The organism is Bacillus sp. FSL W7-1034 (assembly GCF_038593365.1).
GTDB classification, from domain to species: Bacteria; Bacillota; Bacilli; order Bacillales; family Bacillaceae; genus Bacillus; species Bacillus altitudinis.
Map to the genome: position 1 here is coordinate 896,674 of NZ_CP151989.1, position 19,749 is coordinate 916,422.

At 39.1% G+C, this 19,749-nt stretch carries 22 protein-coding genes; 16 read left to right on the forward strand and 6 right to left on the reverse strand.

The features are described 5' to 3' along the window. Positions 1–570: 570 nt before the first annotated feature. The 3 genes from NST73_RS04515 to NST73_RS04525 all read left to right on the forward strand — a co-directional run bounded on the left by NST73_RS04515 (position 571) and on the right by NST73_RS04525 (position 3,043). The gene (locus NST73_RS04515) at positions 571–996 is read left to right on the forward strand and encodes a hypothetical protein (RefSeq protein WP_048001794.1); all 426 of its coding nucleotides are present in this window, start codon (positions 571–573) and stop codon (positions 994–996) included. A 428-nt stretch (positions 997–1,424) separates the two neighbouring features. Then, entirely contained in the window at positions 1,425–2,219 is a 795-nt protein-coding gene (locus NST73_RS04520) for a phosphotransferase (protein ID WP_342499415.1), read from the forward strand. A gap of 119 nt (positions 2,220–2,338) precedes the next feature. Further along, positions 2,339–3,043 carry a hypothetical protein gene (locus tag NST73_RS04525; protein WP_342499416.1) on the forward strand — a complete coding sequence of 235 codons (705 nt, stop codon included), beginning with the start codon at positions 2,339–2,341 and terminating at the stop codon, positions 3,041–3,043. 42 nt (positions 3,044–3,085) lie between these two features. On the opposite strand, the gene NST73_RS04530 is transcribed toward NST73_RS04525, so the two are convergent. The 5 genes from NST73_RS04530 to NST73_RS04550 all read right to left on the reverse strand — a co-directional run bounded on the left by NST73_RS04530 (position 3,086) and on the right by NST73_RS04550 (position 5,880). Beyond that, positions 3,086–3,631: a histidine phosphatase family protein gene (locus NST73_RS04530; RefSeq protein ID WP_212360753.1), complete on the reverse strand. Its 546-nt coding sequence runs from the start codon at positions 3,629–3,631 to the stop codon at positions 3,086–3,088. Positions 3,632–3,701: 70 nt separating this feature from the next. Further along, entirely contained in the window at positions 3,702–3,893 is a 192-nt protein-coding gene (locus NST73_RS04535; protein WP_008349128.1) for a hypothetical protein, read from the reverse strand. Positions 3,894–4,010: 117 nt separating this feature from the next. Continuing rightward, entirely contained in the window at positions 4,011–4,304 is a 294-nt protein-coding gene (locus tag NST73_RS04540; protein WP_212360750.1) for a hypothetical protein, read from the reverse strand. 64 nt (positions 4,305–4,368) lie between these two features. Then, positions 4,369–5,058 (reverse strand): DUF1963 domain-containing protein, encoded by a 690-nt coding sequence (locus NST73_RS04545; RefSeq protein WP_047947338.1) that lies wholly within the window; start codon positions 5,056–5,058, stop codon positions 4,369–4,371. 18 nt (positions 5,059–5,076) lie between these two features. Then, complete coding sequence (locus NST73_RS04550) at positions 5,077–5,880, reverse strand: DUF2262 domain-containing protein (protein ID WP_144678983.1); 804 nt, start codon at positions 5,878–5,880, stop codon at positions 5,077–5,079. 534 nt (positions 5,881–6,414) lie between these two features. On the opposite strand from NST73_RS04550, the gene NST73_RS04555 reads away from it, so the two are divergent. Together NST73_RS04555 and lepB are read left to right on the forward strand one after the other, a co-directional pair. Then, positions 6,415–8,358, forward strand: a complete 1,944-nt coding sequence (locus NST73_RS04555) for an LTA synthase family protein (protein WP_144678982.1) — start codon at positions 6,415–6,417, stop codon at positions 8,356–8,358. A gap of 156 nt (positions 8,359–8,514) precedes the next feature. After that, entirely contained in the window at positions 8,515–9,081 is a 567-nt protein-coding gene (gene lepB, locus NST73_RS04560) for a signal peptidase I (RefSeq protein ID WP_039170157.1), read from the forward strand. Between the two features lie 42 nt (positions 9,082–9,123). Here the strand turns inward: lepB and NST73_RS04565 are convergent, their stop codons facing one another. After that, positions 9,124–10,416, reverse strand: coding sequence for a homocysteine synthase (locus NST73_RS04565; RefSeq protein ID WP_019743963.1), 1,293 nt, complete (start codon positions 10,414–10,416; stop codon positions 9,124–9,126). A 265-nt stretch (positions 10,417–10,681) separates the two neighbouring features. Between NST73_RS04565 and NST73_RS04570 the strand changes: the two genes are divergently transcribed. The 11 genes from NST73_RS04570 to NST73_RS04620 all read left to right on the forward strand — a co-directional run bounded on the left by NST73_RS04570 (position 10,682) and on the right by NST73_RS04620 (position 19,724). Then, on the forward strand, positions 10,682–10,837 hold the full coding sequence (locus tag NST73_RS04570; protein WP_034647783.1) for an FbpB family small basic protein: 156 nt from the start codon (positions 10,682–10,684) through the stop codon (positions 10,835–10,837). A 162-nt stretch (positions 10,838–10,999) separates the two neighbouring features. Then, complete coding sequence (locus NST73_RS04575) at positions 11,000–11,767, forward strand: ABC transporter ATP-binding protein (protein ID WP_096881168.1); 768 nt, start codon at positions 11,000–11,002, stop codon at positions 11,765–11,767. A gap of 14 nt (positions 11,768–11,781) precedes the next feature. After that, a complete protein-coding gene (locus NST73_RS04580) occupies positions 11,782–12,771 on the forward strand; it encodes an aliphatic sulfonate ABC transporter substrate-binding protein (RefSeq protein ID WP_041093314.1) in 990 nt (329 codons plus the stop codon). Between the two features lie 44 nt (positions 12,772–12,815). Next, positions 12,816–13,604: an ABC transporter permease gene (locus tag NST73_RS04585; protein WP_225310416.1), complete on the forward strand. Its 789-nt coding sequence runs from the start codon at positions 12,816–12,818 to the stop codon at positions 13,602–13,604. A gap of 14 nt (positions 13,605–13,618) precedes the next feature. Then, entirely contained in the window at positions 13,619–14,761 is a 1,143-nt protein-coding gene (gene ssuD, locus NST73_RS04590) for an FMNH2-dependent alkanesulfonate monooxygenase (protein ID WP_047947124.1), read from the forward strand. A gap of 541 nt (positions 14,762–15,302) precedes the next feature. Next, positions 15,303–15,515 (forward strand): hypothetical protein, encoded by a 213-nt coding sequence (locus NST73_RS04595; RefSeq protein WP_003211695.1) that lies wholly within the window; start codon positions 15,303–15,305, stop codon positions 15,513–15,515. A 115-nt stretch (positions 15,516–15,630) separates the two neighbouring features. Further along, complete coding sequence (locus NST73_RS04600; protein ID WP_041507552.1) at positions 15,631–16,377, forward strand: ABC transporter ATP-binding protein; 747 nt, start codon at positions 15,631–15,633, stop codon at positions 16,375–16,377. After that, entirely contained in the window at positions 16,355–17,821 is a 1,467-nt protein-coding gene (locus tag NST73_RS04605; RefSeq protein WP_342473953.1) for a hypothetical protein, read from the forward strand. Before NST73_RS04600 ends, NST73_RS04605 begins: the two co-directional genes overlap by 23 nt. After that, positions 17,805–18,710, forward strand: a complete 906-nt coding sequence (locus tag NST73_RS04610; RefSeq protein ID WP_138278312.1) for a PqqD family protein — start codon at positions 17,805–17,807, stop codon at positions 18,708–18,710. The genes NST73_RS04605 and NST73_RS04610 overlap by 17 nt, the downstream gene beginning before the upstream one ends. Further along, positions 18,707–18,988 carry a hypothetical protein gene (locus tag NST73_RS04615; RefSeq protein WP_138278314.1) on the forward strand — a complete coding sequence of 94 codons (282 nt, stop codon included), beginning with the start codon at positions 18,707–18,709 and terminating at the stop codon, positions 18,986–18,988. The genes NST73_RS04610 and NST73_RS04615 overlap by 4 nt, the downstream gene beginning before the upstream one ends. 79 nt (positions 18,989–19,067) lie before the next feature. Beyond that, a complete protein-coding gene (locus tag NST73_RS04620; protein WP_024719933.1) occupies positions 19,068–19,724 on the forward strand; it encodes a hypothetical protein in 657 nt (218 codons plus the stop codon). Positions 19,725–19,749: the final 25 nt, after the last annotated feature.

A 19,749-nucleotide genomic window follows, 5' to 3' on the forward strand; every position in this document is an offset into this window, starting at 1 on the left:
CCTATTATTAGGTCTAATGCAGATGAACTTTTTATTCCGGCTCAAACTGAAATTGAAAAGACAAAACTTGCTTATGAGTATGTTCGTGATGAAATATCTCAATCTTGGGATATACAAGGGAAACGAGTAACATGTAATGCATCGGATGTATTAGTGTATAAGAAGGAATATGCTATGCAAAATCTAATTTGTTAGCATCTTTATTTTAAGAAATGTTGAATAAATAGCATAATACCAATGGTTCAAGGGTTCAGACGTTCAAGTACGACTCAAAATCGTGTTCCTCTGGAGTGTCGGTTCGACCCCTGCCACTGTATCTAGTTTAAGATATTCTTTATTATCGTCAATTACAGAAGAATTAAAGAATATTAACGTTTAAAACGTCTTTCTACAAATTGTAGGAGGGCTTTTTTTATTTGTTGTTTAGCTGATTTTTCACACGAAAAAATTACTTCAAATTGTGTTCAAAGGAGATTAACTTTTACTTTATTGATGGTTACCTTATGATTAAACTAAAGGGGCAGGACAATTGAAGAAGGATTGGATCAATTGTACATAGGAGATGTTGTAATGATTACGGTTAAAAATGCTGAAAGTTATCTTAAAGATAGCATCGGTGAAGAGACCGATGAGATAAAAAAGGTTTGGGAAACATTTAAGGCTTTTTCAAAGGAGACCGTTGAGGGCGAAGAAGATAAAGAAATTTTATTTCAGTGTGGTGTCTATGATTTTACGGGAGAGGAACTATTTCATCTTGATTTTGTACGTCAGTTTACAATTTATGAAGAAGATGATTATTCTCACATGGAACAACTGCACTGTGAATTTTTATTTAAACCAACAAGCGAGTTAAAAAAGTTAAAGGTGGTAGAAGAATGGTCAATGGATTATGACGATATAGATCATTTTTTTAATCATATTGAAAGTATTCATGAGTTTAAAATTCCTTTGACTTTAAAGCCGATAAAATCAGCAATATATCAAGAAGAACTTTAATTCTTATTTCATTAACGGCTGCTTTACTTTCAGAGGGTATACCTTGCCTTTTTGGAATCATTTATCATGGAGTGTCGGTTCGACTCCGGCCACCGGTATCTATTAATATTAAAAGTTTCATGATCGGTTTTTACCGTGAACCCAACGTTTCACCCTCGTGGTGAAACGTTTTTTTGTGGTTTAAATGAGTTATTTAGATGAAAATAGAATCCTATTAGAATAGAATGAGCATGTACTACTTTTAACAGAATAAACTTTTGATGATTTGCAACATTTGGTAAGATACATTTAACCATATAAGGAATCAAAATGGATTAGCGCATTCACATAAAACAGTGAATTACCTTTGTGTAACTAAATGAATATTTGTGGGTACATACACATCTTTAGCTGGCATCATCATTGTGACCCAGTTTGGGGGAGAATTTATGAAAAAACAAAATGATCATGAAGAATTACTGACAGGTGGAAATGTCTCGAACGTATATCGTTCGGGAGATACGGTTCGCAGAGAGGTAAAGTCAGACAATATGAATATACAAAAGCTGCTAAAGCATTTAGAAAAAAAAGATTTCTCCTATGCTCCAAAGTTTTTAGGGGTTGATGAAAAAGGTAGAGAGATCTTGTCCTTCATTGAAGGTGTAGCCGGTCATGATCCCTTAAAAAAATACATGTGCTCTCACAATGCTTTAAAAGAAATAGCGAGAATGCTTAGACTGTATCATGATGCTGTTAGTGATTTTCCCATTTCAGACGATTGGGAACGAATGGACAATACGCCTAACAACATAGAGGTTGTGTGCCATAATGATTTTGCGATGTACAATATTATTTTCAAAAATAAAAAGCCAGTGGGAATCATTGATTTTGATGTAGCTGCTCCTGGTCCAAAGCTTTGGGATATTGCATATACTCTCTATACTTGTGTCCCTCTCAGTAGGTTTTTTCGTACTGAAACAGGGGAGGTCGTAAATTATCATTCATTAGAGCATGCAGCCCATATAAAGTATAGAGTCAAACTGTTTTTTGAAGCTTATGGTGAGGAAATACCAGAAGATTATGTGGACATGGTGTTGCTGCGTTTAGAAGGTTTATGTCAATACATGAAGCGAAAAGCGAATGAAGGGGATAGAGCCTTTCAAAAAATGATTCATGAGGGGCACCTTGAACATTATCAAAAAGACATACAATTCATTCATGAACACAGAAAAGAATGGATTTGAGGATGCCAAGGGTTTTATAAAAGAAAAAGGACAACTCATCTTTTTACTAGTTTCATGTGGATGTTACAATTGGTTATAATAGTTCAATAGAATGAAGGTAAAGAGGCGGAGTTGTTATTTTGCAAACGAAGACGATATTACAGACTATGATTGAAGATGAGCGATCACATGATTATCCGCTTTTTAGACAGTACTGTGTAAGGAAAGAACAGGGTCTGCGTAAAGATGCGTTAAAGGTTCTTCAGTCTTTTGTTGAAGAGATGAATAAGAATGAATTTGCAGCACGGCGTTCATTTGTTGCTTGGCTGTTTGATTACATTGAACGTTTTGAGGATGGTCATCATTTGCTTGTGTATCCATTGGTACATGGGGTGATCCACCCTGTTCTTCGAGAGTGGGAAAATATTGATCCAACGGATGTGAGACCGTATCGCTGGCAAGGCTTGTTTGTGCATCAGGGGGAAGGGCTGCCCTATTTATTGAAGGCATTAGAGATGGGAGGCAGCAAAGAGCAGCGAGTGATTGTTCAAATTTGTGAAACCTATTTCTCGGCTTTGTGGTATTCGTTTCATCATATACATGAAGATCTTTATTTAAGCACCTATGAGAAAGATCATGAGCGAATTCAAGGGATTCAAGATGTCATGAAACTGATCGAAGATAAAAAGGTTCAAAGCAATGTTGAAAAACTAGCAGTCTACTATAACCAGCTCTTATCGGACTGGAAGGAATTTCAGCAGACGGAGACCAGAGGTTTTGTGAAATGGTGTGCGGATCGTAAGAAGCCCTATGAGTGGGTACAGACATTTTACTATCACCAATAGTTGTTTTTCATAAGAAAAAGGCTGGGGTCAACCCTGCCTTTTTTATTTATGCCATATTCTTTCTATTTCTACATGGTCTGGTTTAAAATATTTCAGGATGTAGATATCTGGATTGCTTAGTTGTTCCCACTCCTTGAATCCAATTGCAGGATCGGCGTGTTTTAGAAGCAGGCTCATAATATTGCCATGAGTGGCGAATAAAGTATGATCTCTTCCTAATTTTATTTGTTCATAGAGTGCCTCTACAATACGATTCATCGCTTCTTGGCTCGATTCTCCGCCTTCACAGGTCATATGCAAGTCCGAAAAACTGAGCTTTAGTTTTTCATACCAATCCTTCATTGGTTGACTGCTTAACCTACGTTCAGAGAGACGCTTATCCATTTGTACCTTTATTTGTTTGGCATAAGCAAGGGGCTCAGCGGTTTGAATCGCTCGTTTATAAGGACTTGAGATGATGTGGTTGAGCTGAATGCCGGAAAAAAACTGTGCGAGTTCATGCGATTGTGTGATGCCTTGAGGCGTTAAAGACGCATCCTCGGATTGTCCATCTGCTTGACAGTGTCTGACGAAATAATATGTCTTCATAGGGGGGACACCTTCCTCTGAGTATAAAAAATCATCCAATATTGGATGACGGTTCACGAAAGTTTAGGTTCTATTTGTTCGTGTCTGCTTCTTTGTATGGATCTATCAGTTTTGAGGTTAGGTCTAAGTTGAACAAAAAATCATCTACGGTGTCTGTGCCAAAGGGAAGAGTGGAAAAGTTAATTGGGATGCTGTCTTCTTGCGTATCTGAAGTAATCGGCTGTTTGTGCTGCTTTTTTCTCCAGTTCTTAAACAAGCGCATGTGAGGCCCCCTTTTCTAAAAAAAGATGGATTTATACATAATATACGGGGAGAGTTGTCCGAGCGTCAATTGTTTTCTTCAAAAGGATTTATTACATTTGTACGGAAAGAGCCACAGCTAAGTGCGGATCTTTCCGTGTTTTGACATGGCACGGTGTATGGCTTGTTGTACCTTTCGTTCGCATCTGATGTTGTATGGTTTCTTATGGAGTTTACTCGTCTTAAATTGACCAATTACACGGCGGACTCCTTGATCATAAATGATTAGCTTTCTGCTCGTTTGATCATTTAATAACGCTTGAAACCAGCTGTATTTTTTTAGCTGTGCTGCATTTCGTGATATATCATCTTCATCTACCTGTAAAAAAGGGATATACAGAGCAAGATTGAAGATGTCTAAAATGAATCCCATATTACCGGCCCCCTTCATATCGTTTATTACCTTTAGAAAGGGGAATGGTTCCATACAATTGGTTTTAAAAACAATCCCAGTGCATGAACCATTCTTTATTGTCTTTGTCGTAATAGAAATACATCGTGCCGTTATCACCAATCATGAACCGAGGTTTTTCTTCTGAAGCGATTTGTAGCATGAATTCTCCTGACATCTGGTGGGGAGGAGATTGGATGTAAGCCCCGTATCCACCGATTTTTGTGAACGAGTAGTTTGAGTAATGCTCGAAGAAATGATCTGTTGCTTCTTCACTTTCATTAACCTCTGATAAGTCAACGTATGACCAAGCTTCCTCCCAGCATGGATAATCCGGTTGTTCCCCTTCGAGCCACTCTATCTGGAAAGGCTTAATTCCTTTTACTTCTTCAGGGGTCTCAGCGATTTCTAATCCTTCCATTGATGAATATTCAATGAGTTTCCAGCCATCACCGTTTTTGGCGATATCGATCGGAAGGGTTTTCTTGTTGATGAAAATTTGAATCATCTTACATTCATCAAAGCCGTTCATTCCCCCTGGTACTTCGGGTAAATACATTTGTAAAATGGGAATCATAGCTCCATCTTGATCTGCCGGCCACCCTTTATCACGTTGGATGAAAAAATGACCAGCAAACCAGCTGTACTTAGAAGGATCAGGGCGAAACCCGCCTATTTTGGCTACAATAGGTGTTTTTCCTAGTTGATTTAATTCGTCAAAAGCTTTGATCTTCATTTATCCATCCCCCATTCTTTAGCCAGCAATGTGTGCATCTTGAAACGTTCCATTCATATTGCCAGAGACAATGATGACATGTCCCCAAAATAAATCTCCGTCATGATAGTAGGCTTCGAATTCTCCATTTGGATAAGCATGGAGGCTTTCAAGAGAGATGCGGCTGATAAATTGATCCGGTGTGATCTCTTCTGAATGTTCAGCGGAGTCGTCTTGTTCCTGCCAATCTTTTGCTAGTTCAATCAGCTGATTTGCTGCATATGACTTCATGGAGGCATCCCATGTTGTCTGTTCTTCTACGAGTTGTCTAGCCGTTTTCAGAGAGTCATTCATTTCTTCCTCTTCTTCAAGATTGAAGTAAAGAAGGCACTCCTCATTGCCCCACTGTATGGTTGTTTCAAATAAGTCTAGTCCTTTCACTAATTCAAAGGTACCCAGCTTGTCATCGTGGTAAAAGATAGGTTGTTGAGCTTCTTCTAATATTTCTTGAAGTTCCTTATCTTCAGTATCTGTATCAACAAGTGAAACGAGCATAAATTCACCTTCACCTTTACGTACTTGAAGTGTGACGATAGATTCTTTATGTAATTGCGCTTGTTTTTCTCGTAATCCCTTTTCATCTGTTAACCAGCACAGTCTCACTTTTTCGTTTATGATGCGGTCTTTTTCCTTCCATGCAATGAGCGGGATTGAAGCAGTCCAAAGAGTCTCTTTTCCTGCTTTTCCTGCGCCGACTCCAGAAGGTCCTGTAACAGCCATGATGTCTATCACTTCTTCTGAGAATCTTTGTTCAAATATGTTGATTTGTTTGTTTGATTTCATAGGATGTCCCCCAGCTTGATTTATTTGATGGAGCTATACCTTTATCACACCGTACATTGGCAGGGGAAATCAAGCTTTTTTTGCTTAAAACTGTTTTTTAGGTTTGTGGCAACAGAGAGGATACATGGATTGCTGGAGGTTGAGTCACAATAAAAAAGCAAATCGGTTCGGATTTTGTATAAATTTGGCTAAGTGAGTCGAAAAGCCTAGGTGATTCTTCCTTTTCTTTATAATTACTTTGACACGATTAGATGAAAAAAGTAAAGTAGTACTGAGTGATTTACAAAACCTTCATCATTCTCTGAAACATGAAGCGGCAGTAAATTTAATGTAAATGGATATTTTTCCTTTTATTTACTCGTATTTTTTTTGAAACTTATGATGCTTCTTATTCGTTATATTAAAGGAGCACATGTAACCTGCGGAGAAAAGAGCATCGGAATGCTTGGTGCAGAAGATTTACATTTGCAAAATCAATGTAAATTTTTTATGATTTCATTTATATCAGATCGAAAATAAGAAAGAAGAGGTTTTATGAAAAAAATATTTGCGAACAAATATAGCTTTTTTGTTTTGGCTGTTCTTCTATTTTGGGCAAAATCGTACACAGCCTACAAAATGGACTTTAATTTAGGAGTGAAGGGATCTTTTCAAGAGGGTCTTCTCTTATTAAATCCATTCAGTTCAGCCATCGTGTTTTTAGGACTTGCTCTCTTTTTGAAGGGGCGTAAATCGGCCATTGTTTTAATTGTCATTGACTTTATTATGACCGCACTTTTATATGCGAATGTAGCGTACTATCGTTTCTTTGATGATTTTTTAACATTCCCGACAATGAAACAAGCCGGTAATCTTGGGGGAGGTATGACCGGCGGTGTGTTAGCAAGTATTAAGCCGCATGACCTTTTGTACTTCCTTGATATCATCATTTTAATTGCCATTGTCATTTGGAGACCAGAAGTGAAGAAGTTCCAAATGAAAAAAACTTTCGCACTGCTGATTGTGGCTGCAGGTGTTGTACTGTTCTTCGTTAACCTACACTTAGCTGAAAAAGATCGTCCAGAATTATTGACGAGAACATTTGATCATAAGTATATTGTGAAATATTTAGGTGTTTATAACTATGCGATTTATGACGGCGTGCAAACCGCACAAAATGCAACGCAAGTAGCAAATGCGAGTAGTGATGATTTAACGGATGTCGTGAACTATACGACCTCTCACTATGCGAAACCAAATGCAGAATACTTTGGTCAAGCAAAAGGAAAAAACATCATCAAAATCCATTTAGAAAGCTTCCAGTCATTTTTAATTGACTACAAGTTAAATGGAGAAGAAGTGACGCCGTTTTTAAACAAACTAGCTCATGGAAAAGAAGATTTTACGTATTTTGATAACTTCTTCCACCAGACTGGTCAAGGGAAGACTTCTGATGCTGAGCTCATGATGGATAATAGTATGTTTGGCTTGCCAGAGGGTGCAGCGTTTGTGACAAAAGGTGAAAATACCTTCCAATCACTTCCTGCCATCTTAGATCAAAAAGCAGGCTATACGAGTGCAGTGCTTCACGGGGATTATAAATCTTTCTGGAACCGTGACACGATTTATAAACATATGGGAATTGATCAATTCTTCGATGCATCTTATTACAACATGGATGAAGAAAACCTTGTAAACATGGGTCTGAAGGATAAACCATTCTTTAAAGAATCAATCCCAATGTTAGAATCAATGAAAAAGCCATTTTATGCACACTTAATGACATTGACCAACCATTATCCATTTAATTTAGATGAGAAAGATGCGACAATCGCTAAGGCAACAACTGGCGATAAAACAGTGGATAATTATTTCCAAACAGCGAGATACTTGGATGAGTCATTAGAACAATTCTTTAAGGACTTGAAAAAATCGGGTCTGTATAAAGACTCAGTGATTCTATTATATGGTGACCATAACGGTATTTCTGAGAACCATAACCGTGCAATGAGTGAGATTCAAGGGAAAGAAATTACGCCATATCAAAATGCACAAAATCAGCGTGTACCGCTCATGATTCGTATCCCTGGGAAACAAGGCGGCGTGAATCATACGTATGGCGGTGAAGTAGACGTGATGCCAACGCTTCTTCACTTACAAGGTATTGATTCAAATGAGTACGTGAATTTTGGAACAGATTTATTCTCTAAGAAGCATGATCAAACTGTTGCATTCCGTAACGGAAACTATGTGACACCAAAATATACCCTTGTAGATAATACGGTCTACGATACAAAAACGGGTAAAGTGGTGAAACAAAACAAAAAGACAGAAGCGATTAAAGCCCGTGTTGATAATCAGTTAAGCCTGTCAGATAAAGTACTGTACAGGGATCTTCTTCGATTCCATAAGCTATCTGATTTTAAACCAGTGAATCCATCTGATTATTTCTATGGTAAAACAAACAAAGAGACAGAAGCGGATTCTTCTGCTAACTAACTGAGTTTTGGGCAAGCACAGAAAGGTGCTTGCCTTTTTCTCTCTTACAGCTTGATTTGTTGGCAAAATATGTTTATATTTAGGGAGAAACAAGCGTGGCGTCAGCGGTCAGCTGGCGATAACTCATTTTGTCCTAGGGGATTTCAGGAGGAGCTTATGACAACAAATACAAAAACACAAAAAAAGAAATCAGAATTATGGGGCTGGATCAAAGCCATCTTAATCGCATTTATTGCTGTTTTTATCATTCGTAACTTTTTATTCGCACCGTATATTGTGAAGGGGACTTCTATGGAACCGACACTGCATGATACAGAGCGGGTGTTTGTGAATAAAACAGTCGATTACTTCGGCGATTATAAACGCGGACAGATCATTGTTCTTGATGGGGAAGACCGCAGTACTCACTATGTGAAACGATTGATTGGTTTACCTGGTGATAAAATCGAAATGAAAAATGACCAGCTATATGTGAACGGTCAAAAAGTGGCGGAGCCTTATTTAGCATCAAACAAAAAGAAAGCTGCCGCAGATGGCACCTTGCTGACACCTGATTTTGGTCCTCTTACAGTCCCTAAAGGAAAGTACTTTGTCATGGGTGACAATCGCCAAAACTCAATGGACAGTCGCAATGGTTTAGGTCTTTTTACAAAGAGTGACATTCAAGGGACAACATCATTCGTGTTTTATCCCTTCCAAGATATTCGATTAATCAATCACTAATCAATAAGAAAAAGCACACAGGCGTGTGCTTTTTTTGTTTGGTTAAGACTGACTTTTTGAAATCGCCTGTTCTAGATCTGCCAGAATATCTTCAATCGCTTCTGTTCCAACAGATAAACGAATAAGTTCTGGTGTCACCCCTGTGGCTTTTTGCTCTGCTTCACTTAATTGCTGATGCGTTGTGCTGGCAGGGTGGATGATGAGTGACTTAGAGTCGCCTACGTTTGCAAGATGTGAGAAAAGCTGAACCGAATCAATGAGTTTTTTTCCTGCGTCTTTGCCACCTTTAATGCCGAATGTGAGGATGGCACCTTGTCCTTTTGGTAAATAAGTTTGAGCCAGCTCAAAGGATTCATGGCCTTCAAGACCTGGATAGCTGACCCATTCTACAAGAGGATGATCTTGTAAAAATTGTGCTGTCTTCAATGCATTTTCACTGTGGCGTTCAAGACGTAGATGCAAGGTTTCTAAGCCTTGCAAGAGTAAAAATGAGTTGAATGGTGATAAAGCCGCCCCTAGATCACGTAAGAGCTGTACACGTGCTTTTGTGATATAAGCCGCTTCGCCAATTGCTTCCGTATACGTCAGGCCATGATAGCTTGGGTCTGGTTCAGTCAGGCCTTTGAACTTATCGCTATCACCCCAAGGAAACTTACCGCTGTCGACGATGACTCCGCCAATGGATGTGCCGTGGCCGCCGATGAATTTCGTCGCTGAATGGACGACAATGTCTGCGCCAAATTCAATCGGTCTTAACAAATAAGGGCTGGCAAGTGTATTATCCACAATTAGAGGGATGTGGTGCTTGTGTGCAATGGCTGATACGGCTTCAATATGTAAAATGTCGCCTTTTGGATTTCCGATGCTCTCTGCATACACTGCTTTTGTTTTATCTGTAATGGCTGCTTCAAGTTCTTCAAGGTTTGAGGAATCCACAAACTTTACTGTTATTCCAAGTTTTTTCAAGGTATGAGCAAATAAATTATATGTGCCGCCATACAGACTGCTGGAGGATACGATTTCGTCTCCAGCTCCCGCAATGTTTAAAATGGAGTAAGTGGTCGCTGCTTGTCCTGAGGAGACAGCAAGTGCACCAATTCCACCTTCAAGCTCAGCGATCCGTTTTTCAAACACATCATTTGTCGGGTTCATAATACGTGAATAAATATTACCGGGTTCCTGAAGTCCGAATAAATTCGCCGCATGCTCACTATCTCTAAAACCGAAAGAGCTTGTTTGGTAAATAGGTACAGCTCTTGAATAGGTGGCTGAATCCAGTTCTTGACCTGCGTGTATTGCTTTTGTTTCTAAACGAAATTGAAGTTCTTCTGACATGTGTGTATCCTCCTTTTGTTAGATAAAACCAACTACTTTAATAAGAAATATTTAATAAGACTATAAATCTTGTTTACTGCCCGGTCAATCATTTTTTAGATAAATCTGAAAAAACAATAAATATAGTTGACATGTCGGAATAGTATGTATTAACATAAGCATACTGAAAATACCAACAAGAATCGCTGATCGGTCAACCGAAGGCTCGTTCACTCAGGCATGAGTGAAGGGCCTTTTTTTATTTTAATCAGGAGGGAAGCTGAAGATGGAGAAAAAGAAAAAACGAAAAAAATACAGAAAACATTTGGATATCACGTTAGACATTTTGATTGAGCGGAACAAATATGAGATTTACAGCAATCAAGAACGAATAGAAGAAATTTACGATCGTATTGATGAAAAGCATACAAGGTCGAAATAACCATTTTATAAAATATAGTTGATTTATAGGAATAATATGATTTAGGATGGTGCTAACAACTCAATATGAATAGCTGATCGGACAACACGAAGGCTCTTATCTCTCTTTTGGGATAAGGGCTTTTCTGTGTATTTATCTGATGACAAGAGGAGTGAACTTGCAATGACTATTTCCATTGATATTGTGGATAAGTCTTTTTGGAAAGACAAACAAACCATTCAAGTGCTTGAAGACGTAAGACTCACCATCGTTCCTGGTGAATTCGTGACGGTGATTGGTCCGAGCGGATGCGGGAAAAGTACATTGCTGAAGATGATTGGAGGCCTTGATACAGATTATGATGGGCAGATCGTGATAGGAGAAAGGCGTGTGGTAGAACCAGGAATGAAACAGGGCTTTATCTTTCAAGAGCATCGCTTGTTTCCATGGCTGACGGTCGAAGAAAATATCGCTGCCAATTTCAATTTAAAACAGGCGTCTGTTCGCCGCAAAGTGGATGAATTAATTGAAATTGTTCGGTTAAAAGGTTTTGAACACGCCTATCCACATGAGCTTTCAGGCGGGATGTCACAACGTGTTGCTATTGCAAGAGCACTCCTGCGTGATCCGGAGATTTTATTGCTTGATGAACCTTTTGGTGCGCTAGATGCATTTACACGGAAACACTTACAGGATGTACTGCTGGATATTTGGCAGGAGAAAAGAACAACGATGGTGCTTGTCACTCATGATATTGACGAATCCATTTATTTAGCCAATGAAATTGTGCTGTTACAAGCAAGACCCGGTCGAATTCATAAAATCCTTCCCGTGAACTTACCATTCCCGCGGAATAGAACGTCAACAGCTTTTCAGAGCTTAAGACAAAAGGTGCTTTCAGAATTTGAGAAAACAGATGAGCTGTTACTGACGAATGGCTCAGGAATTTAAGGAGGTCAAATTGAATGAAAAGGCAAAAAAGGATCGTTCTCTTTCTGGGTATCCTCCTTGTATTAGCTGGGTGTGGTCAAGCAGCGAATGGATCAGAAGACAAGCCGAAAGAGATTCGGATTGGGATTCAGCAAAGTCTAAGCCCACTTCTTTTAGCAAAGGAAAAAGGGTGGTTTGAGCAATCATTTGAAAAAGAAGGTGTGAAAGTCAAGTGGGTGGAGTTCCAAAGTGGTCCTCCCCAATTCGAAGGACTCGCCGCCAATCAATTAGATTTTTCACAGGTTGGTAATTCACCTGTTATAGCTGGTCAGGCAGCAGGTATTGATTTTAAGGAAATTGGTTTATCTCAGGATGGGTTAAAGGCGAATGGGATTTTAGTGAATAAGAACAGTGAGATTCAAAAAGTAGAAGATTTAAAAGGAAAAAAAATCGCCGTTGCCAAAGGAAGCAGTGGTTTTGACTTTTTATACAAAGTATTAGATCAGGCTGGTTTATCTGCAAAGGATGTTCAGATCATTCAGCTTCAGCCGGATGAGGCAATATCTGCGTTTGAAAATGGATCAGTTGATGCTTGGTCGATCTGGGAGCCGTTCTTATCACTTGAAACGATAGAAAAGGGAGCAAAGCTACTGGTTAATGGAGAAGCGACCGATTTATATTCACCTGGATTCACACTTGTCAGATCCAAGTTTGCCGATGAGTACCCTGAACTAGTGGTGCAATTTTTAAAAGTATATGACAAAGCGGTGAAATGGCAGAAAGACCATCAACAGGAAGCCATTACACTTTATGCTCGTTTGAAACAATTAGATCAGAAGGTGGTGACACAAGTATTAAACAATACAGAGCCGCTCAATGAGCCCATTTCTAAGAAGATCATAAACGCTCAGCAGCATACAGCTGATTTTCAATATCAAACAAAGGCGATTCAGCGGAAGATTGATGTCAATCAGGTGGTAGATAATTCGTTTATTGAAAAAATGCTGAAAGAGGAGAAGAGTTGATGAAAGCTGCATCTAACCCAGCCCTTGTGACTAAAACTGAGCGAATGAAGAAAAAAAGGAGAAAAGCTTCATCCTTCATCATGTTAAAAGGACTTGTATTACCTGCTTTACTCATTGCGATTTGGCAGGGAGCTGCTGCTTCCCAAATCGTTTCTTCTACTGTACTACCTGCACCCACTGTCATTGCGGAATCTTTTCGTGAGTTGATTCGTTCCGGTGAGCTGTTTGGCCATCTTTACATCAGTCTCTACAGAGCAATATGCGGGTTTTTACTTGGGGGAGGTTTAGGACTTGCGATGGGTCTGTGTGTCGGTTTTTCTAGGAAAACCGAGCAGTATGTAGATCCGACCTTGCAAATGCTGAGAACAGTTCCTCATTTAGCGGTGACTCCTTTATTTATTCTTTGGTTTGGTTTTGATGAATCAGCGAAAATTTTATTGATTGCACTTGGGGCTTTTTTTCCGATCTATATCAATACTTTTCTAGGAATTCGCAGTGTAGATAACAAGCTTTTCGATGTGGCTCGCGCTTTAGAGTTTAATCTGTATCAAAATATCACAAAGCTCATTTTACCTGCTGCCCTTCCTCATATTCTTCTGGGCGTGAGGCTTTCATTAGGCATTGCCTGGCTTGGTTTAGTGGTGGCTGAATTGATGGGGTCGAGTAGTGGAGTTGGCTACATGATTATGGATGCAAGACAATTCTCGCAAACGGATAAAGTGTTTGTAGGGATTATCATCTTTGCGGTAGTTGGTAAGATGACTGATTCATTTGTACGGCTGTTAGAAAAGCGACTGCTCAAATGGCGCACAAGTTATCAAGGTGAAAAATAATAGGAGGCGATATGATGAATATTCTATGGTTTATTCCAACGCATGGGGATGGGCGTTATTTAGGATCTTCGAAAGGGGCAAGACAGGCAGACTATCCGTATTTTAAACAAATTGCTCAAGCTGCCGATCAGCTTGGGTACACAGGGGTCTTGCTGCCTACTGGTAGATCTTGTGAAGATCCATGGCTGACAGCGGCCGCTTTAGCTGCAGAAACAACCCATTTAAAGTTTCTTGTGGCTCTTCGGCCAGGGTTGATGCAGCCATCTGTTGCTGCTAGAATGACCTCCACATTTGATCGGCTTTCAGGCGGGAGACTGCTGATCAATGTTGTAGCGGGAGGAAGTAAAGAAGAACTTGAAGGAGACGGGCTATTCATTTCTCATGATGAACGCTATGAGGCAGCAGAAGAATTTTTGACCATCTGGAAGAGGTTATTGAAAGGAGAGAATGTTCAGTTTCAAGGGAAGCATCTGCAAACACAAAATGGACGGCTGTTATTTCCACCAGCTCAAACACCACATCCACCCGTTTTTTTTGGAGGATCATCAGAAGCAGGCATTCAAGCCGCTGCAAAACATACAGATGTTTATTTAACTTGGGGCGAGCCGCCTGCACAAGTAAAAGAGAAAATCGCACAAGTGAAAAAGCAGGCTGAAAAGGAGGGAAGAACGGTGAGGTTTGGTATTCGACTTCATGTGATCGTGAGGGAAACGGAAGATGAAGCTTGGCAGGCAGCGGAACATCTGATTCGTCATTTAGATCAAGAGACTATTGATGATGCGCAAAAGACTTTACAAGGGATGGACTCAGTAGGGCAAAAACGAATGGTTGAATTACATCAAGGGAATAAAGAGAAGCTTGAAATTAGCCCTAATCTTTGGGCGGGCATTGGCTTAGTTAGAGGCGGGGCAGGAACAGCGCTCGTCGGGGACCCGCATACAGTAGCAGAACGTATAATAGAATATCAGTCTCTAGGTATTGATACATTTATCTTTTCTGGTTATCCGCACTTAGAAGAATCTTATTATTTAGCAGAACTTGTTTTCCCGCTTCTCCCATTTAAAAGAAATGGTGATGCAGGACCACACGTTCCTGCTGGTGAAATTATTGGGAACAATTACTTTCCTGATACAGCCTCTGCTGCAAGTTCCTCATAAATGAAAGCAAAGCAGTCATACTTGTCGGGCTGCTTTGCTTTTTTTATAGAAAGAGAAGCAAGTAAAATGATATGTGCTGTGGAAGAAGGCAAGGGCTTTTTTCCCAACAGTTTTTCTTGTATATACATATTTTAAGAGACAAGAGAAGAAGGAAAATATGCTCACTCTTTTGTCGGAATTATCAGTTAATATGTCGTATTTGATGTGTTAACGACATATAATTAGGACTTTTATATCTGATATATCGGGGGAATTCTTTCTATCTCAAAAAAATGAAAGATTAAATAGAAGAGATGATGAAAATGAACTATTTGAAAAAAGGCAGAAAAAAGATGGATTTATTGACAATATATGGGTTTTGTGGTTCTTATGTTGTGGTGAAAAATAGTAAAAAAGGGAGTATTTATACAGTTGAACATGAATAATTGAATAAAAAGTCACATTTTACACGAAAATATGTTCGGTCAAAAATGGGATCTTCTGTTGATGTTTGGAGTGTGACGCCTATGATACGATCATCATAAGCTGGGAGGTGAAAAGTATGACTTATGCAGCGCCGCAAGTTGACTATTCCACTATGGAACCTGCTATTATGGACCAAGCTTGGTTCTTAGTATTTGTTGCTGTCCTTCTTGGATTGGGAGCAACAGTTGTTCTAGGAGCAGCAGTTTGGTGTTTAGCAAACGGCAAGGGTAGCTTTACAGGAGCCGTTCAGTGGGAAAGTGGCTTAAAAGTCCAAATTGAATGTAAGTAGCTATACTTAGGATTCATCTTTTTACTTCTTAGATAAGACACCAGGGCTAAACCGTCTGTGGCGGGCGGTTTAGCCTGATCTGTTTTTAAAGAATATGCAGACACTTGGAGGTTATATGTTTACGATCGAGAATTTAACCAAGACGTATAAAAATAACGTGACTGCTGTCAATGATTTTCATTTGAAAATTGCCCCTCATCAAATCGTTGCTGTGGCTGGACCAAATGGATCCGGTAAAACAACGATGATTAACTGTGTACTCGGCATCATTAAGCATACAGAAGGAACCATTCATATCAAGGATGTCACAAATGATGATCCATCCTTTAAAAAACAAGTCGCCTATGTTCCAGATGATCTGCTGCTCCCTGAAGCATTGACTGGTGCTGAATATTTAGATTTTGTTTCTTCTATGTATGAATGTAAAACAATTCAAAGAAGAAATCAACTAATTGAATTGTTTGATATGGAAACAGCTTTATCAAGACCGATTGAAACCTATTCCCATGGAATGAAAAAAAAGACACAGCTGATTGCTGCCTTTATGCTTGAGAGTCAATTAGTGATCATGGATGAGCCCTTTAGAGGACTTGATATTGAAGCGGTTATAAACACAAAGAAACTGATGAAACGTTATGCCGAGCACCATGGTGCAATCTTGCTTTCAACGCATGATATGCTTTCAGCGGAAGAGCTGTGCCACAAGATCGCCATTATTTCTAAAGGAAATAAAATGGATGAAGGGACGGTTTCAGCCTTAAAAGAAAAGTATCAATCAAGCACATTGGAACAGGTGTTTCTGAAAGCTTCAATGTTAAGTGATAGGGGTGCACATTTTGATGAAATCATTAATCATTTCTAAAATGATGCTTAAAATGTGGCAGCAGGAGATGTATAAGCTCTTTGATACTCAAACGAAGCGAATCATTGTGGTCTTATTCTTTTTGTTTGCAGTCACAATGGGAGCCATCATCGGATACAGTTTTACGGGTGTCTTTATGAAGGCTTTCTTAAATGGAGATGAACGTTCACTTGGGTTGTTGGTTGTGTCGATGGCAATCAATGCATCCATTTTTACAAGCTTGTTATTTGTGCTGATCAAAGTCAGAACACCTGAACAAGATCGTTTTTCTATGCAGCTCAGCTGGTTTCCGCTGTCTACCTTTCAAAAAAGTCTTGGTTACTTCATTCCGATGGTGACAGTCGTGACAGGGCTTGTTTTATTTTTCATCGGGATCTTGCTTTTACCTAATTTTATTGCACAAGGGATCGGTATTTTCTTTATTCTTACATTCTTTTTGATGGTGCTGCTGCAATCGCTCTTTGTCTTAACGCTGCTTCAGCTCATTTACAACGTGACTTATTTACTCGTACTAAAATTAAAATTACCGTTGCAAAAATTTGCAGCGATATTTGTTTTATTAGCGCTAGTTGTAGCGTATGGAATGACACATTTCGACATCAATCAAATACAGCAATCATATGTACAGTTTGATTATCATTTGATGTATTTTACAGCGCCGTTTTTCTTAGCGGCACAAGGGATGTCTCCTGACGGGGTGAATTATGCGATTTTGATCCTCTTCATCTTATTATCTGCGGGAGGCGCATTTATTTCTCTTGCTTTAATGCCAATTATGGCTGAGAAAAAAGCGTTAACCTTTCTGCACAAACTACCATTTTCATCTTCGAAAAAGTGGTCACTCATTGTAAAGGAAATAAAGTCACAAGTGAGAAATGAAGAAAATATTTTAAACTTTCTCATCCTCCTTATTGTCATTTTATTTGTCCGTTATCAGTTTGCCTTCCGCTTTGAAGGAGAAGCTTTTTTTGTCTTATGTGCGCTAGCTGGGTTAACAGCTTTTAATTCATTTGGCAATGACAAACGTATGCTTGGGATGTATAAAACGTTTGGTCTAAGGCCGTGGGAAGTGGCTCTTTATAAGTTTCTCGGACTTTTGCTCGTTGGTGTGATCCAAATTGTTTTATTTATGATCACAACACTGACGCTCCCGGATCAGATATGGATCGTGTTGATTGGCGCTGCTGTCTTGTGTAATGCAACGGCTCTCTTTTATGTGGTAGGTATTTTATTACCCCTTGATCGAAATAATCCTTACACAGGTATTTTCTCGTTTGGAGCGCTTATTTTAATCATGATTCCGATTGTATTTATTGGAAATTATGTGATGGGGGAATCGAGTCAAATGCTTCAGTGGCTGCTTGTGGCAGGATTTGAATGTCTGCTCATCTTTGCCATATATAAAGGTTTTTCATGGAGGTATTCACATGATTCAACTTCTTAACAATAAGCTAAAGATTGAGCGGGTGCCGGCACTTGGGCCATATGTGACTTTACAAAAAAGGCATTTGACTGATACGCAGTACGGAAGCTCACTTCCAATTAACGAAAGTGCATATCATATGTTAACGAAAGTGGATGGTCAAAGGACAGAGGCGAGTATTACGGCAGAACTCGCCGATTTGTTTCAGGTCGATGAGTCTGTGATTGCCCGCGATTTTTATCAATTGATGATGGGGCTGAATCAGCATCACTTGCTGTCGATTCATTATCAATCGCCATATCGGACTGTCACAGCCTTCTGTCAATTTTTTAAGCAGTATCAAGTAAAGATGAAAGAGCGATTTGACTGCACGGGTCATTCATTTCTTCACATATTGGGTACGGCTCTGCTGATGGTGACGCGCAAAATCATCTTTTTCTGGGTGCTCTTTATGATCATGGCGGGAATCGCCTTTTTATTTATGCCTGATCCATCGATTGCAGCCATTGCGATTTATTTTACGATTATTTATTTTGGATTAATTACTGGAACTGCCTTGCATGAGGCGGCACATGGGTATGCACATCGGAAGTTCGCCGGCCGGGATGGTCCTCAAGGCTTTTTTGCGAGCGATATGATGTCTGTGAAATTTGTGAGGCCTGTTTTAGATCCGTTTCAGAAAAAACAGGTGTGGATTACACTGCTTGGTCCGCTTTTGCCGGGGCTCATTGGCGCAGCCGGAATCATTGTGACTGTTTTATTTCTAAAAGAAAATCCAATTTCGACAGGGTTTTTCATTTTTTCAATCACGTATTTTATTCAATTACTCTACCTTCTTCCGTTTATGGGGGATGGTAAGTCTATTATGAAGCAGTTATTGCTTGGTGGAATGGGAGGACAACGATCATGAACGTTCAGGCAATGAAACAAGGTGCAATTGTTGGTAGTTTCCTAGGTTTCTTAGGTTTTCCGATGTTGACCATTGGTGTTCTGTTCTATCACTTATTTCAATCAAAAACAAATAATGAATTATTATTTAACAGTCTTGCTTTTGAGATGGAAGGTTCGTCTGCATTTACGTTTCAAATCAAACCAAACTTTTTTATTTATATGGTTGTCATTTTTGTTGTCAGTTTTCTCATTGTGGCATTCCTATCAGCCATGAAACAGAAAAAAGTGAAAGATTAGGAGAATTTTCCTAATCTTTTTTTGTATAATCAACCAAATTTTAGTATAATAAAAAATAAAAGTATAAAAGGGGATATCAATGATTAAGAAATGGAGCATTCTTTTATTTACTGTTTTTCTATTAGCAGGATGCGGCGAGAAGGCTGCAGAAACAACAACGACAGAGAAAACGGTCTCTAAAATAGAAACAGAGTCTGACTCTAAAAACCAAGTAACGATTGAAAAAATGAAATTGACAAAGAAAGAAAAAAACTTACTAGAGGCATCAACGACGAATGAAATAGTAGCTCTTACACTTAAAGGATTAACGAAGAATGATAAGAGTATTACGTTTATCGGGAGCCACTACAAAAATGGCCGGCTAGTTGATAAGGAATCATCTTCTTCGACTTTTACGTTACATCAGGATGGAACTGACCAAACGATGAATATACTTTTACAATTAAGAGATGAGAAAGATACATATGAATCACAATTTAGTATGTGGTCAGACAACAAGAATGAGGGAATGACAAAAGCAACAGCAAGTTTTCCGTTCAAAGTAAGTGATTATGTTTTTTCTGCACAATCTGATACTGTCAAAGTCTCTCCTGGAGGAAAGGCACTGATTGCGTATACTGCGGCAATGGGGAAAGACGGAAATTCACCGATGCTTGAAGTGATTGAGAAAAATCCTAAGCAAGCGCTGAAGAATAAGTCACATGCCTACTTATTTTATATCCAGCTCGATAAATAACTATCGTAATATATATGGAGAATAT